We start from the raw sequence: 12,485 nt of genomic DNA, 5'->3' as shown, positions 1-12,485 counted from the left end.
AACACCCGCTACTTCGTTCCGAAGATTCGATCTCCCGCATCACCCAGTCCGGGCACTATATAGGCGTTGTCGTCGAGCTTCTCGTCTATACAGGAAAGATACAAATCTACGTCGGGATGCGCCGCGCGAAATGTCTCGATCCCCTCCGGTGCGCCCAACAGGCAGAGGGCGCGAACGGATTTTGCGCCGCGCTGTTTCACGAAGTCGACGGCGGCGGCGAGGGAGCCCCCGGTGGCGAGCATGGGATCGACGATGATGATGTCTCTATCCTCGATGTCCTTCGGCAGCTTACAGTAATATTCCACGGGCAGCAGGGTTTCGGGGTCCCGATAGAGGCCGATATGGCCCACGCGGGCGCCGGGGATTAGTCGCAAGAGCCCGTCTACCATGCCGAGCCCAGCCCGCAAGACGGGTACGATGACGGGCTTTTTGCCGGCGATCTCTTTGCCGATCATGGGGCCCATGGGGGTTTCGATCTGTTTGTCCTGCAAGGGGAAATCGCGGGTGAGCTCGTAGCCCATCAGCATGGTGATCTCGGTTAAGAGATCGCGAAAGTCCTTGCTCGCGGTGTCCACATCGCGGATCAGGGTGAGCTTGTGCTGAATTAAGGGGTGTTCGGTTACCGTTACTTTTCCCATGCGCCGTCCTCCAGTTGTTCGACTCTCGCGCTGTGGCGGCCGCCTTCGAATTCCTCTTCCAAAAACGCCCGCGCGATTTCTCGGGTCATATCGCCGCCGATGGTGCGCGCGCCCATGGCGATCATATTGGCGTCGTTATGCCGACGGGCGAGTTTTGCGCTATAGGGCTCGGAGACCATTGCACAGCGCACGCCGCGCACTTTGTTGGCGGCGATGCCGATGCCAATGCCGCTGCCGCAGATGACGATGCCCTTTTCGCAACTTCCCTCTGCCACGAGTTCTGCCGCCTTTTTTCCGAATGCGGGGTAATCCACCCGATCGGTGGAATCGGTGCCTACGTCGGTGATTTCGTGCCCCAGGTCCTGCAGGTATTCTTTTAACGCTTCTTTTCTTCGGTAGCCGGCGTGGTCGGCGCCCATGGCGATCTTCATTCGGCTTCTCCCTTCATATTTTCTTCGATGGTTTCTTTGATCCTATCTTTGGCGCGGCGGTAGATCTCCAAAGAGCCGCCGAAGGGATCGACGATGTCGATCTCGGCAAAGGGACGAATCTTATCCGCCGCTTGGGGCCAGCCCCGCTTGAGGTTTTCCGCCATGGTATGGGTCATGGCATAAATCACATCCGCCCATTCGATGTCTTCGTCGGTTACGGTCTTCGCCCGGTGAAAGGATCCGTCGATCCCCTCTTCCGCCAAGACTTTCAGCGCCCCCATGCTCAGCGCGTCGCCCTCGTGGGCGGCCATGCCGCGGGAACGGGCGCTTAAGGCGATGCCTTTTTTGTCCGCCTCCACCTCGGCGAGGAGTTTCGCCATGGGGCTTCTGCAGGTGTTTCCCGTACATATATAGAGTACTTTCATAGTCCCAATACTACCTTTCCACCGCAGGCCTTTAGGAGGCGGTTCATAATGCCCACCCCCAGGCCGCGAAATTCAAAGCCCTCGACGAAGATTCGCTCGATCTCCTCTTCGTCGCAGCGCCGCAGATTGTCAAATAAATTGTGGGCGACCGATTCCAGATCTTCGCGGCTGCCCATATCGATCAAAAGATCCGCCCCTTCATAGAGATCGACGGTCTCGGTGGTGGCGAGCACCGCCGTTCGCACGCCCTCCGCCTCGGAAAGCCTTCGGTTGATCTCCTTGGCGATATTGGCGAGGCTTCCCGCAAAGAGGGTCGCTTCGCCGCGGGGCGCGTAGTGGCGGTACTTCTGGCCGGGGCTTTTGGGAATGCCGCCATTTTCGGCGTCGATCGCCGTTTCGTCGATCGCCACTTCGCCGATAATCGCCTCCAAGTCTTCCTTGGTTACACCGCCGGGTCGGTAGATCATCGGCGGGTCCACGGTTACGTCCAATACGGTGGACTCGATCCCCACCGCCGCATCACCCGAATCGACGATCAGGGGAACCTTGCCGCGCATATCTTCCCATACATGGGAAAGGCGCGTGGGCGAGGGTCTGCCGCTTGTATTGGCACTGGGCGCCGCCACCGGGATCTTCGCCGCCTTTAGAATGGCGTGCGCGATGGGATGCGAAGGCATGCGAATCGCCACCGTATCTCCCCCGGCGGTAATGGCATCGGGAACCGCGTCGGATCGCTCGAAGATCAAGGTGAGCGGCCCGGGCCAGAACATATCCATGCAGTCCTTCGCCTTGGGCGGAATATGGGTGACCAGATCCAATACCTGATCCGCCTCCGCAATGTGCAAAATCAGCGGGTTGTCCTTGGGTCTGCCCTTGGCGGCAAAAATCTTCTCCGCCGCTTCGGGGTTGAGACCGTCGGCGCCCAGTCCGTAAACGGTCTCGGTGGGAAAAATTACCAGTTCTCCCCGGCGCAGAAAATCCGCCGCCTCTTCGATGGCTTCGGCGTCCTCTGCGTCGGTGATGTGTAAAACTTTTGTTTCCATGGACTCCTCCTCAAACTCTGATTATACCATAAAGCGCAGGCGCTCTAGAGGTCTTCGAGAAAGCGCAGGGTGATTTCCATCATATTGGTCGTCACCACATGGGAGGTCATTTCCATGATTTCCATATATAGGGGTTTTTCGTAATTGTGTACGCGCTTTAGGGCCTCGTAGTAGTTTTTCTCGAGTTCCGGATCCACCGTATCGTCCAACTCCCCGTTTAACAAGAGCACCGCCTTGTCCGCGTGCTCCTCGACCCGGGCGAGGGGCTCGTACGCCTCGATTTTTTCTTTGTAGGGATGGCACTTCATCACGTCCCAATCGCCCATGCCGTTCATGGCGATTGCGCCCTCGATCTCCTCGCGATACAAAAGGCCCAACGCCGTAAATGCGCCCATGGAGTGCCCACAGAGAAAGAGCCGCTTGTGGGGAAAGTTTTTCTGAACGTAGGCGAGTACCTCGTCGAATTCCTCGATGTTTCGGATCAGAACTTCCGGCAGGCGCTCCAGGCTGTTTTCATAGTCGATGCTGCCCCGCTCGCCGTGGATCAGCTCCTCGATCAGAAGCACCGGGTAGCCCGCCGCGGCCCAAATGCTCGCCCGGAAGCGGGACGATTCTACCGAGGAGGCCCACCCGTGATAATAGAGGAGGAGAATGTCTTTTTCGTCCTCGGGTGCGATATATACGGCGGGAATTTCGCCGATTTGTATGGCGGTCTCTTTTACATTAAAGAACATGTTCGCTCCAATCTATGGGCTCTTCCCCCTCCGCCGTTAAAAAATCGTTGGTGCGGGAAAAGCAATGGCTGCCGAAAAATCCCCGATACGCCGATAGCGGCGACGGGTGGGGCGATTCGATGACGAGGTGGTTTTTGCGTTCGATCAGCTTCTTCTTGCTCCGGGCGTGGCCGCCCCAGAGCAGAAATACCACGGGGTCCTCCTTTTCGCCGACGAGGCGGATCACCCGGTCGGTAAAGAGCTCCCAGCCGATCTTTGCGTGGCTCATGGGTTGTTTGTGCCGCACGGTGAGGGTCGTGTTCAACAGCAGTACGCCCTGCTTTGCCCAGTCGGTGAGATCGCCCTCTTTGCGGCAAATCCCCGTATCGTCTTCGAGTTCCTTGTAGATATTTTTCAAAGACGGCGGCAAGGGCATATTGCGGTCCACAGAAAACGAAAGGCCCTGTGCCTGTCCCGGCCCGTGATAGGGGTCCTGCCCCAAGAGCACGACCTTGGTGTCGGCAAAGGGGGTGAGCTTCATGGCGCGAAACACGTCTTTTGCCGGCGGATAGACGGTAAAATTTCGGTATTCTTCCGCCAAGAGGCGCCGCAGGTCGCGGTAATAGGGTTTTTCCATTTCGTCTTTTAGATAAATATCCCAATCGTTTCCGAAAATCATAGCGCCTCCTATAAAGAAAACAGTTCCGTAATCATGCTGCCGACACTCCTCTGTGGAATAAATTTTCTGAGATCCCAGTCGCTCTCGGGCAAGAGAAAGATCAACAAGCGGTCGCCCGCTTCGAGAGCCGTATACCCCTTGGGCGTCACGCTCTCGCCCTTTCGCATCAGCCCGCCGATCAAAAAGCCCCGCGACAGCGAGAGTTCGTCGATCCGCTTTCCCGCCGCCTGCGCCCCTTCCTTAAGGACGATCTCATAGATTTCGAGATTGCCGGGAAAGAGGTGGAGCGAAAGGTCCCCCGGTCCCAAGAGCGCCTTTTTGATCTCCCGGGCGAGGAGCAGATCCGCCGAAAAAATGCCCTCGGCTTGCGTGCGATCGGCGACCTTCATCAGGCGCGTATCGCACATACACATGGCGCAGTGCCGCTGGCCGCGGTCTCGGGCGGCGGCAACGGTGAGAAAGTTCATGCCGTCGTCCTCCGAGGCGGCGACAAAGCCGTCGGCGCGTTCGACCTCCATATCTTCCATGGCGTCGGTGACCGAAAGATCCCGAAGAAACGGACGGCCCGCCCCGCTCGTCTGCGCCCCGCCCCAGGTAACCACGTCGGCACCGGCACGCACGAGCGCCCGTTGTGCCGCCCTCGCCTTGGCACCTTCTCCGAAGACGATAAATCGGCGGTCGCCGTCGCGTTCCGGCCTCGGTACCGCGACGCCGTATCGGCGCCGAAAGCGGTCTACGGCTTCGACTTTTCCGATGATGCGTACCAGATCGCCCTCTTCGAGCGCGGTGTCGCCCTTCGCCATCAAAACCCGCCCGCCGCGGTTGACCGTCACCAGTACCAAATCTTCCAGCGCGCCGATATTGCGCACCCGGCGGCCGCAAAACACATCGCCTTTTTCCACGCGCACCTTGATCAGCGCGGAGCCGAATTGGTCGAACACTTCGGTCTGCATGCCCTCTTCTTCATAGTAAAAGCGAAAAAGGCGCTTGCCGAGGATCTCCCCGTAATCGAAGATGCGGCGTATGCCGAATTGAACCGGCTCGGCCGCCAACAGCCGACTCAAGCGATCGTCGTAGCTTACAAAATACACGGCCGCGCCTTTTTTTGCCATGGCGGCGGCGAGCACCGCGGCAGAAGGCGATGTGTCCGCCACAACAACCGCGTCCACGCCGAGGATACCCTCGTCAAAAAACGCCTCGTCTTCTGTATAGCGCACGGCGCCCAGTTCCCACGCGAGGCGTTTGTCTCCGCCTTCGCGCAAAATCCACTGGGCTTTGTGCGCTTCTCTTCGCAAACCCCGAACGAGCAAAGATGCGCCGGCGCCGCTTCCGATAACGACAATGTCCATGGCTCCTCCTACTCTCTGAAATGCCGGCCCCGATCCGGTGCGATCAGGGCGAGTACGGTGAAAAATTCCAATCTGCCCAAGAGCATCAGGCAGGCAAACAACAACTTATATTGCGGTCCGAAGGCGACAAAGGTATTGCTCGGCCCCAACAGCCGAAAGCCCGGCCCTACATTCGAAAGACAGGTGAGCGTCCCCGAAAGCGCCGTCTCGTAATCGACGCCCGAAAGGCTTACCAGGGCGGTACCCGCCACCAAGAGCACGAAGTAGACACAGACAAAGGCGACGATCCCCGTTACGATCCGATCTTCCAGCACCTTGCCGTTGATCCGGATCGGCATCACCGCCTCGGGGTGTACGCTCTTAAAGATTTCGCGCTTCATAATCTTCCACAGCACGAGAATCCGGATCATCTTTATACCCCCGGCGGTGGAACCCGCGCAAGAGCCGAAGAAAAACAGCGTAAGCAGTATACTCTTGGAAAACCCCGGCCACAGGTCGAAGTCCACCGATGCGAATCCCGAGGTGGAAATAATGCTGCTCACCTGAAAAAACGCGTCGCGAAAGCCGTAAAACGGGAGCATGCCCCGGTCTATCACCAAATTTGCGGTAATACAGACCACGGCGATGGCGACGATCTTTAAGTAAAAGCGGTACTCTTCGTCGCGAAAAATATCACGCACCTTGCCGTGCATCGCCCGGGAATAGAGGCTGAAGTTCGTGCCGCATACGAGCATAAAAATCCCCATGACGAAGATAATGGGCGAATTGAGGTCGTAATTGCCAATCGAATTGGCATGGGAGGAAAACCCGCCCGTGCCCACCACCCCCAGGGTGTGGATCACGGCGTCAAAGGCGTTCATCCCCAGCGCCCATAAGAGCACAAAGAGCAGCAAGGTGATCGAGATATAAATCTTATACAGGGCGAGTGCCGTATCGCGCATTCTGGGTTCTACCTTCCCCGCCACGGGCCCCGGCGTCTCCGCCTTAAAGATGCGAAAGCCGTTGTTGCCCGCCCGGGGCAAAAGCGCCAGGGTAAAGACCAAAATCCCCATGCCGCCGATCCAGTGGGTCATACTGCGCCAGAGGACGAGGCTCTTATCCACCGATTCGATGTCCGCAATCACCGATGCGCCGGTGGTGGTAAAGCCCGACACCGTCTCGAACAAGGCGTCTATATAGTTCGGCGTCGCCCCGCCCAGTACCAAGGGGATCGCCCCGAAGATCGAGGCCAATACCCAGCCGCATACCACGATAAAGAGCCCGTCTTTTCCGCGGATCCTTTCCCTGCGCTTCGGGATGGCGCGCAGGAGCAACCCCAGTACGGCGAGAAGCGCCGCCGTCATCAGAAAGCCGAAAAAACTCCCCTCTCCATGGACGCGCGCATAGATCAGGGGAGGCAACATAAATCCGCTTTCGATCAAGAGGAGGGTGCCAATTACATTAAATGCGGCGGCGTAGTTCATGCAGCCATCCTCCCTTCTTCGTCTTATAAAACATTTCTTTCATGGCAGAGACGTTCTCGTGCATACAAAAGACGATAATGCGGTCTCCGCGCCGAAGCGCCGTCTGCCCCCGGGGAATCATCACTTTTCGGTCTCGCACCACGGCGGCGATCAAAACGCCCTTGGGCAGTTCGAGTTCCGCCAGGGGAATGTCGAAAATATCGAGGTCGTCAGCGAGCTGAATCTCTGCGATCTCGGCGTCGCCGTCGTACATCAAATGGACCGCCACGGCGTCTTTTCCGCGGATCAACTTGAGGATCAACGCGGCGGTGATAAAGCTGGGATTAAAGGTGGCGTCTAAATTCAGCTTGTCCAACACATTCATAAAGTTGACGCGGGAAATTTTCGCCACCGATTTCGCCATTCCCTCTTCTTTCATAGAGAGCGCCATTAAGATATTGGTTTCGTCGATGCCCGTGGCGCCGACAAAGGCGTCGTAGGAACGGATCAGTTCCTCTTCCAGCAGATTAAAGTCCGTGCCGTCGCCGTGGATCACCACCGCCTCGGGATGACGCTCCTTCAGCGCCGATGCCCGTTCGAAATCTCGCTCGATCACCAATACGTCGATATGGTCCTTGAGCAATAGGCTCGTCAAATAATCGCCGATTTTTCCGCCGCCCAGTATCATCACGCTACGGGTGGGTTTTACCGCCTGCACCTTGGAATACTTGCGGTCGAATTCGTCGATGTCCTTTCGGGCGCCGATCACGAGAATCACGTCGTTTCTCTCGAGGCGCGTGCCTCCGTCGGGGATAAAGGTATAGCCCCGCCGAGAGACCGCCGCGATCAACAGATCCCCGAAATAGTCGAGGTCCATCAGGCGGCGATGCACAAATTCCGATTCGGTGCCGATATTAAATTCCACGAGCTTTACCTGCCCGCCGGCGAATTCGTCACTCATCAGCGAATACTTCTTTAGCAGATACTTCTCGATGGCGGCGGCCGCCGCCCGCTCGGGATTGATGACGTGGTCGATATCGAGTTCTTCCTTAATGAGGCGAATTTGGGAGTGGTACTCGGGGTTGCGGATGCGCGCCACGGCCCGCTTGCAGCCGAGTTTTTTGGCGATGCTGGTGATCAGCACATTGGACTCGTCGCTGGTGACGGTGCCGATAATCAGGTCGTAGTCCTCAATATTCAACTCGCGCAAGATATTAAAATCCAGCGCATTTCCCGTAATCGTGAGCACGTCGAGTTCGTTGTTCACCTTTCGGATCACCCGGGAATCGCTGTCCAGTACCGTGATCTCCACATCTTCTTCCGCCAGTGCCCGCGCCAGGCGCATGCCCAGTTTGCCGGCGCCCGCGATCAGTGCCCGCATCTATTTCTCCTCTTTTCTCTCCTCTACCTGCGCGTCCTTGAGTTTTTGCGGCGTGACGTCTCTGCCCTCGTCGTCTACGACCTTTGTATTTAACAGGGTTTGGCGAAAGCCCGACCGAAAGATTTTCAAGTATTCCTTGCGGAGCGCATCCCGTTCCGCGAGTTCTTCTTCGGTGAGCGGGCGATCTTTTGCCTCTCTCGCCAATTCGTTGATTCTTTCGAGGATTTTCTCCATGATTCCTCCCTACTTCAATTCTTGTTTTCTCGTCCGTTTATAGTACAATAAATGATAAGGATGTGACGCTATGATTCGATGCACGTTACGGGCCACCACGGCCCCGCCCGTATCGATGCAGTACACCTTCTTCGACGAAGAAGGACTGCCGATACTCACCAACGCCACGGAAGAAGCCAAGGACAATTTCGACGTCCTGCTCCGTGAAGTCCCTATTATACCCTATACTTTATCACTAATCGATGCCGAAGGAAACGAACTCTTTTCCCTCCACAAAAAAACCGCCGCCCCGTTCGGAAGCCGCGGTTTTACGATGGTGTACGGAAAGGGACGCATCGTATTCGAAGAGGATAAAGAGCGCTTCAGTATGCCCGACATCAGCTTTTGGTATAACCGAAAGAAGTTCGATCTGGTGGGCTTTGTCCGCGCGCGGGAATTTTTTATCGAGTACGACGAACAAAAACTCGCCACCATCACCGGCAGACCCGTGATCGGCGGCAAGGAATACTACATCCACATCCTGAGCGATGCGCTTCCGTTGGAGGCGTATTTCGCCGCGGCGTTGATACTCGACATCTATTTTCACAATTATTGATCTTTCCCTTCACCTTGCGAGCGCACAGAATCCTCTTCTTCCTCACGAGGTATTTTTTTACCCGCAACCCGCTCGGCGCGCATATCTCGGTAGGCGGAAAGGATCACCGTCGCCACCGGGCCGATCAGCGCGCCCCAGGGCCCGAAAAGCACGGTCGCGGCGACGAGAATCCCGAGGCTCGCGAGCGGATGGAGCGACACGCTCTTTCCGATCCAAAGGGGAACCAGCACCTCTTGAATTAAAAAGCAGAGGCCGAAGAGGATCCCCAAACCCAAGGCGAGTCTAGCCTCTCCCGACAAAAGGGCGATAAATCCCCAGGGCACGAGGACGATCCCCGCGCCGATCACCGGCACCAAATCCACCAGCGTGATCCCGAAGGCGATGAGTCCCCAGTAGGGCACGCGCAGCAAATACAGACCGATCATAAGAACGACCCAGGTGGCGAGCGCCCCGAGGGCCATGCCCCGCAGATAGCCCGCCGCCCGGTGTCTGATTGCGTACAATACCGTTCGAATATCCATATATCTTCCTCCCGGAAGAAATATACCCGAAACGAGGTACATTATGAAACAGTACAGCGAATCCATAACCATTAAAGGCGATGCAAAGATCGACGAGAGCGCCGTCCTCGACGAACACGTCACCATCGACGCCACCGAAGGCGCGGTCGTCATCGAAGGCGGCGCGCATATCGAAAAGGGCACAGAGATTCTGGGCGCTGCGAGCGCCACCACAAAAATCGGCGCCTACGCCCATATCGGCGAACACGCGCGCATTCGCGGCAGCCAAATCGGCGCCTATGCCACCGTAAAAGACGAGGTCATGACGGGACATGAGGTCTATGTGGGCGATTATTCCATCGTCGAGGCGAAGACCGTCTTAAACGACACCGCCAAAGTTCCCTCCCGCGCGGTGGCATCGGGAAGCCCGTTTTCGATCGTGCGTGGCCTTACCCAAGAAGAGCTCGACGAGGCCGACGGAAGGCGCTGCTAGTCCGCTCGGAGCGTTTCAAAAAAATCGCGCATCAATGCGCCGCATTCCGCTTTCAAAAGCCCCCGCTCTACGATCACGCTGTGATTAAAGGCGCGATATGCCGACAGATCCACCACCGAACCCGCGGCGCCGAAGCGAGGATTGTCCGCGCCGATATACAAGCGGCGAATGCGGGCGTTTAAGATCGCCCCCATACACATGGGGCAAGGCTCCACTGTGACATACAAATCCGCCTCGCCGCGGCGCAGTTTTCCGCTTTTTGCGGCGGCATCGAGGGCGATTATTTCTGCGTGCAAAAGGGGATTTTTGCGCCCTTGTGAAAGATTGTGCCCCCGGCCTGCGATCTCGCCATCCGAGACCACCACACAGCCAATGGGCACTTCGTTCTTTTCGTAGGCACGCCGCGCTTCTTTTAAGGCTTCGCGCATCCATTGTTCGTTCATGCAAACACCTCTTTTCGATCGTCTTTTCTCTTATAGTAACACGGAAAGGAACGGCTATGAAAATATACATCTCCTTTGATATGGAGGGCATCGCCGGCGTCGACAAGTTCTCCGACGAGTTCAAACAGCGCACCCGCTACCTCGCCGCCATCGACGCCCACTTTCAGGCGCTGATAAAAGGCATTCAGGAAAGCCCCCAAAACGATGCGATCACCGCCATCACCGTCGCCGACAGCCACGGGGAAGGCAAAAACCTCGACTATCTCGCCTTAAGCGCCTTGGATCCCCGCATCGAACTGATCAGCGGCTACCCCCGACGGGAATATATGATGACGGGGCTTTCCGACCACGACCTGGTGATCTTTTTGGGCTACCACGCCGGTGGCGGCCAGCATATGGCCAATATGGACCACAGCTACTCCACCGATTTTCACCGCGTCACCATCAACGGCATCAAGTGCTCCGAGGCGATGATCAACACTTTTTACGCCAGGGAAAAAGACATCCCCGTGGGACTGGTGATCGGCGACAAGGGACTGTATAATCAACTGATTCTCGAAGGCTATATGCCCTATGTCGAATACGTCATCACCAAAGAAAGCCTCGCCCACGACGCGGTACTGCACCGCAATTTTCAGGTGGTCGAGACTGAGATCCGGAGCAAAGTGCGCGAAGTCCTCGCCAAGGACTTCGCCGAAATGCCCCGGGGCGATTTGCCGCCGCCCTACAATCTCACCATCGAAATGAATTCCACCCTCCACGCCGACAAGGCGGAGATGATCCCCGGCATCATACGCTTAGACGGCTATCGGATCAACGCCAGCCTCGACACCGCCCGGGATCTGTTGAATATGCTGATGGCGCTCGAAGCCATCTGCCGCAGTTAGAAGGAGTCCGCTATGAAAAAAGCCCTCGCTTTCGATTTCGACGGCACCCTGATCGATTCCATGGGTCTGTGGCGCCACTTGGGCCGCAACTTCATCGAATCCCGGGGGCTTACCTATACCGACGAGATCGATCAGACCATCTCGACCATGAGCCTATCGCAATCGTCGAAGTTCTTTAAGGAATACTTCCAGTTCGAAGACGCCGTGCCCGCCATCTACGAAGAGATGAGTTCCATCCTCTACTTGGGCTATAGCGAGACGCTGCTCTTAAAGCCCGGTGCGGCGGCGCTGGTCGAAAAGTCGGCGCGCCTCGTTCCCACCGTTCTCGCCACGGCGACCAACGAAGCGCTTCTCGCCCCGGCGCTCACCCGCTTCGATTTGAAAAAGTACTTCGCCTTTATTCAGACCTGCGATTCCGTGGGGCTCCAAAAAAGCGACCGCCGCTATTTCGACACCTTGGCCGAACGGCTCGAGGTCGCGCCCGAGGACATTGTCTTTTTCGACGACGCCCCCTATGCGCTGCGTTCGGCGAAAGAGGCGGGCTTTTATACCGTAGGCGTATGGGACGAACACAACCAACCCCATTGGGACGATGTCTTGGCCCATTCCGACGAGACCGTCAAAGACCTCGAAAATTTGGATCCGGGGCGGTTTGTTTGATCCGATACATCTGTAAAATGACGCCGATCATTGTGCTCGTATCCTTCTTGTCCTTTTCCTTTCTACGCGCCCAGTGTTTCGGCAAATACAAAAAAAAGAGCAATCGCAAGCGGGAGCGATTGCTCTTGGCCTTTTCCACCTATTGCCTATGGATTCTGTTTTTTCTCTTGATCGCCAATACCAATCTCGAAAACGGCGGCGTCACTTTGGGCATCGACACCGCGACAGAGGATTGGCGCATCAATCTGGTGCCCTTTGCCACCATGCGCTCCTTTCGCGACTACGCGAGCTTTCAGGGTTTCTTTTTGAATGTATGGGGCAATGTCCTGATCGCCATCCCCTTGGGCTTTGCCACGCCCATTCTGTTTCGGCGATTCCGCGGCCTCCTATCCTGCCTTTCTCTCTATGGAGCGGCGTTTTTGGCGATCGAAACCCTGCAGTACTTCGTGGGCCGAAGCGCCGACATCGACGACTGGATCTTGAATATGTGCGGCATTCTGATCGGCTACGGCATCGCCAAGGCCCAGCGCCGATTCGATCCCCGCATATACAATCGATAGCACCGGGACCAC

The 12,485-nt window shown here is 56.9% G+C and carries 17 protein-coding genes; 5 read left to right on the top strand and 12 right to left on the bottom strand.

The features are described 5' to 3' along the window. Positions 1-8: 8 nt before the first annotated feature. The 10 genes from upp to QO008_RS01975 are packed head-to-tail and all read right to left on the bottom strand — an operon-like array spanning position 9 to position 8,335. Positions 9-638 (bottom strand): uracil phosphoribosyltransferase, encoded by a 630-nt coding sequence (upp, locus tag QO008_RS02020; RefSeq protein WP_126464782.1) that lies wholly within the window; start codon positions 636-638, stop codon positions 9-11. Continuing rightward, positions 626-1,069: a ribose 5-phosphate isomerase B gene (gene rpiB, locus QO008_RS02015; RefSeq protein WP_126464781.1), complete on the bottom strand. Its 444-nt coding sequence runs from the start codon at positions 1,067-1,069 to the stop codon at positions 626-628. The genes upp and rpiB overlap by 13 nt, the downstream gene beginning before the upstream one ends. Further along, positions 1,066-1,494: an arsenate reductase/protein-tyrosine-phosphatase family protein gene (locus tag QO008_RS02010; protein WP_126464780.1), complete on the bottom strand. Its 429-nt coding sequence runs from the start codon at positions 1,492-1,494 to the stop codon at positions 1,066-1,068. Before QO008_RS02010 ends, rpiB begins: the two co-directional genes overlap by 4 nt. Next, positions 1,491-2,537 (bottom strand): L-threonylcarbamoyladenylate synthase, encoded by a 1,047-nt coding sequence (locus tag QO008_RS02005; RefSeq protein WP_126464779.1) that lies wholly within the window; start codon positions 2,535-2,537, stop codon positions 1,491-1,493. Before QO008_RS02005 ends, QO008_RS02010 begins: the two co-directional genes overlap by 4 nt. A gap of 44 nt (positions 2,538-2,581) precedes the next feature. After that, positions 2,582-3,271, bottom strand: coding sequence for an alpha/beta hydrolase family protein (locus QO008_RS02000; RefSeq protein ID WP_126464778.1), 690 nt, complete (start codon positions 3,269-3,271; stop codon positions 2,582-2,584). Then, positions 3,261-3,929 (bottom strand): uracil-DNA glycosylase, encoded by a 669-nt coding sequence (locus QO008_RS01995; RefSeq protein WP_307383893.1) that lies wholly within the window; start codon positions 3,927-3,929, stop codon positions 3,261-3,263. The genes QO008_RS02000 and QO008_RS01995 overlap by 11 nt, the downstream gene beginning before the upstream one ends. A gap of 8 nt (positions 3,930-3,937) precedes the next feature. Beyond that, a complete protein-coding gene (locus QO008_RS01990) occupies positions 3,938-5,278 on the bottom strand; it encodes a TrkA C-terminal domain-containing protein (protein ID WP_126464776.1) in 1,341 nt (446 codons plus the stop codon). Between the two features lie 8 nt (positions 5,279-5,286). Continuing rightward, positions 5,287-6,741: a TrkH family potassium uptake protein gene (locus QO008_RS01985; protein WP_307383889.1), complete on the bottom strand. Its 1,455-nt coding sequence runs from the start codon at positions 6,739-6,741 to the stop codon at positions 5,287-5,289. Beyond that, on the bottom strand, positions 6,719-8,101 hold the full coding sequence (trkA, locus tag QO008_RS01980) for a Trk system potassium transporter TrkA (RefSeq protein ID WP_126464774.1): 1,383 nt from the start codon (positions 8,099-8,101) through the stop codon (positions 6,719-6,721). Before trkA ends, QO008_RS01985 begins: the two co-directional genes overlap by 23 nt. After that, complete coding sequence (locus QO008_RS01975) at positions 8,102-8,335, bottom strand: DUF896 domain-containing protein (protein WP_126464773.1); 234 nt, start codon at positions 8,333-8,335, stop codon at positions 8,102-8,104. It lies immediately after the preceding gene. A gap of 70 nt (positions 8,336-8,405) precedes the next feature. Here QO008_RS01975 and QO008_RS01970 point away from each other — a divergent pair, with 70 nt between their 5' ends. Then, a complete protein-coding gene (locus QO008_RS01970; protein WP_126464772.1) occupies positions 8,406-8,930 on the top strand; it encodes a hypothetical protein in 525 nt (174 codons plus the stop codon). On the opposite strand, the gene QO008_RS01965 is transcribed toward QO008_RS01970, so the two are convergent. Beyond that, positions 8,924-9,493 (bottom strand): AI-2E family transporter, encoded by a 570-nt coding sequence (locus tag QO008_RS01965; RefSeq protein WP_269471180.1) that lies wholly within the window; start codon positions 9,491-9,493, stop codon positions 8,924-8,926. The two genes, QO008_RS01970 and QO008_RS01965, sit on opposite strands and share 7 nt — an antisense overlap. A 1-nt stretch (position 9,494) precedes the next feature. On the opposite strand from QO008_RS01965, the gene QO008_RS01960 reads away from it, so the two are divergent. Beyond that, entirely contained in the window at positions 9,495-9,923 is a 429-nt protein-coding gene (locus QO008_RS01960) for an LbetaH domain-containing protein (protein WP_307383881.1), read from the top strand. Here QO008_RS01960 and QO008_RS01955 read toward each other — a convergent pair. Next, positions 9,920-10,366, bottom strand: a complete 447-nt coding sequence (locus QO008_RS01955; RefSeq protein WP_197721096.1) for a nucleoside deaminase — start codon at positions 10,364-10,366, stop codon at positions 9,920-9,922. The two genes, QO008_RS01960 and QO008_RS01955, sit on opposite strands and share 4 nt — an antisense overlap. Before the next feature lie 56 nt (positions 10,367-10,422). On the opposite strand from QO008_RS01955, the gene QO008_RS01950 reads away from it, so the two are divergent. The 3 genes from QO008_RS01950 to QO008_RS01940 are packed head-to-tail and all read left to right on the top strand — an operon-like array spanning position 10,423 to position 12,473. Beyond that, positions 10,423-11,253, top strand: coding sequence for a M55 family metallopeptidase (locus tag QO008_RS01950; RefSeq protein ID WP_126464769.1), 831 nt, complete (start codon positions 10,423-10,425; stop codon positions 11,251-11,253). Between the two features lie 12 nt (positions 11,254-11,265). Continuing rightward, positions 11,266-11,913 (top strand): HAD family hydrolase, encoded by a 648-nt coding sequence (locus QO008_RS01945; RefSeq protein ID WP_307383874.1) that lies wholly within the window; start codon positions 11,266-11,268, stop codon positions 11,911-11,913. Beyond that, positions 11,910-12,473, top strand: coding sequence for a VanZ family protein (locus QO008_RS01940; protein WP_164715173.1), 564 nt, complete (start codon positions 11,910-11,912; stop codon positions 12,471-12,473). Before QO008_RS01945 ends, QO008_RS01940 begins: the two co-directional genes overlap by 4 nt. The last annotated feature ends 12 nt before the right edge of the window (positions 12,474-12,485 follow it).

Source organism: Aedoeadaptatus ivorii, assembly GCF_030815095.1.
Classification (GTDB): Bacteria; Bacillota; Clostridia; order Tissierellales; family Peptoniphilaceae; genus Aedoeadaptatus; species Aedoeadaptatus ivorii.
This window is presented reverse-complemented; position numbering and strand designations above follow the sequence as displayed.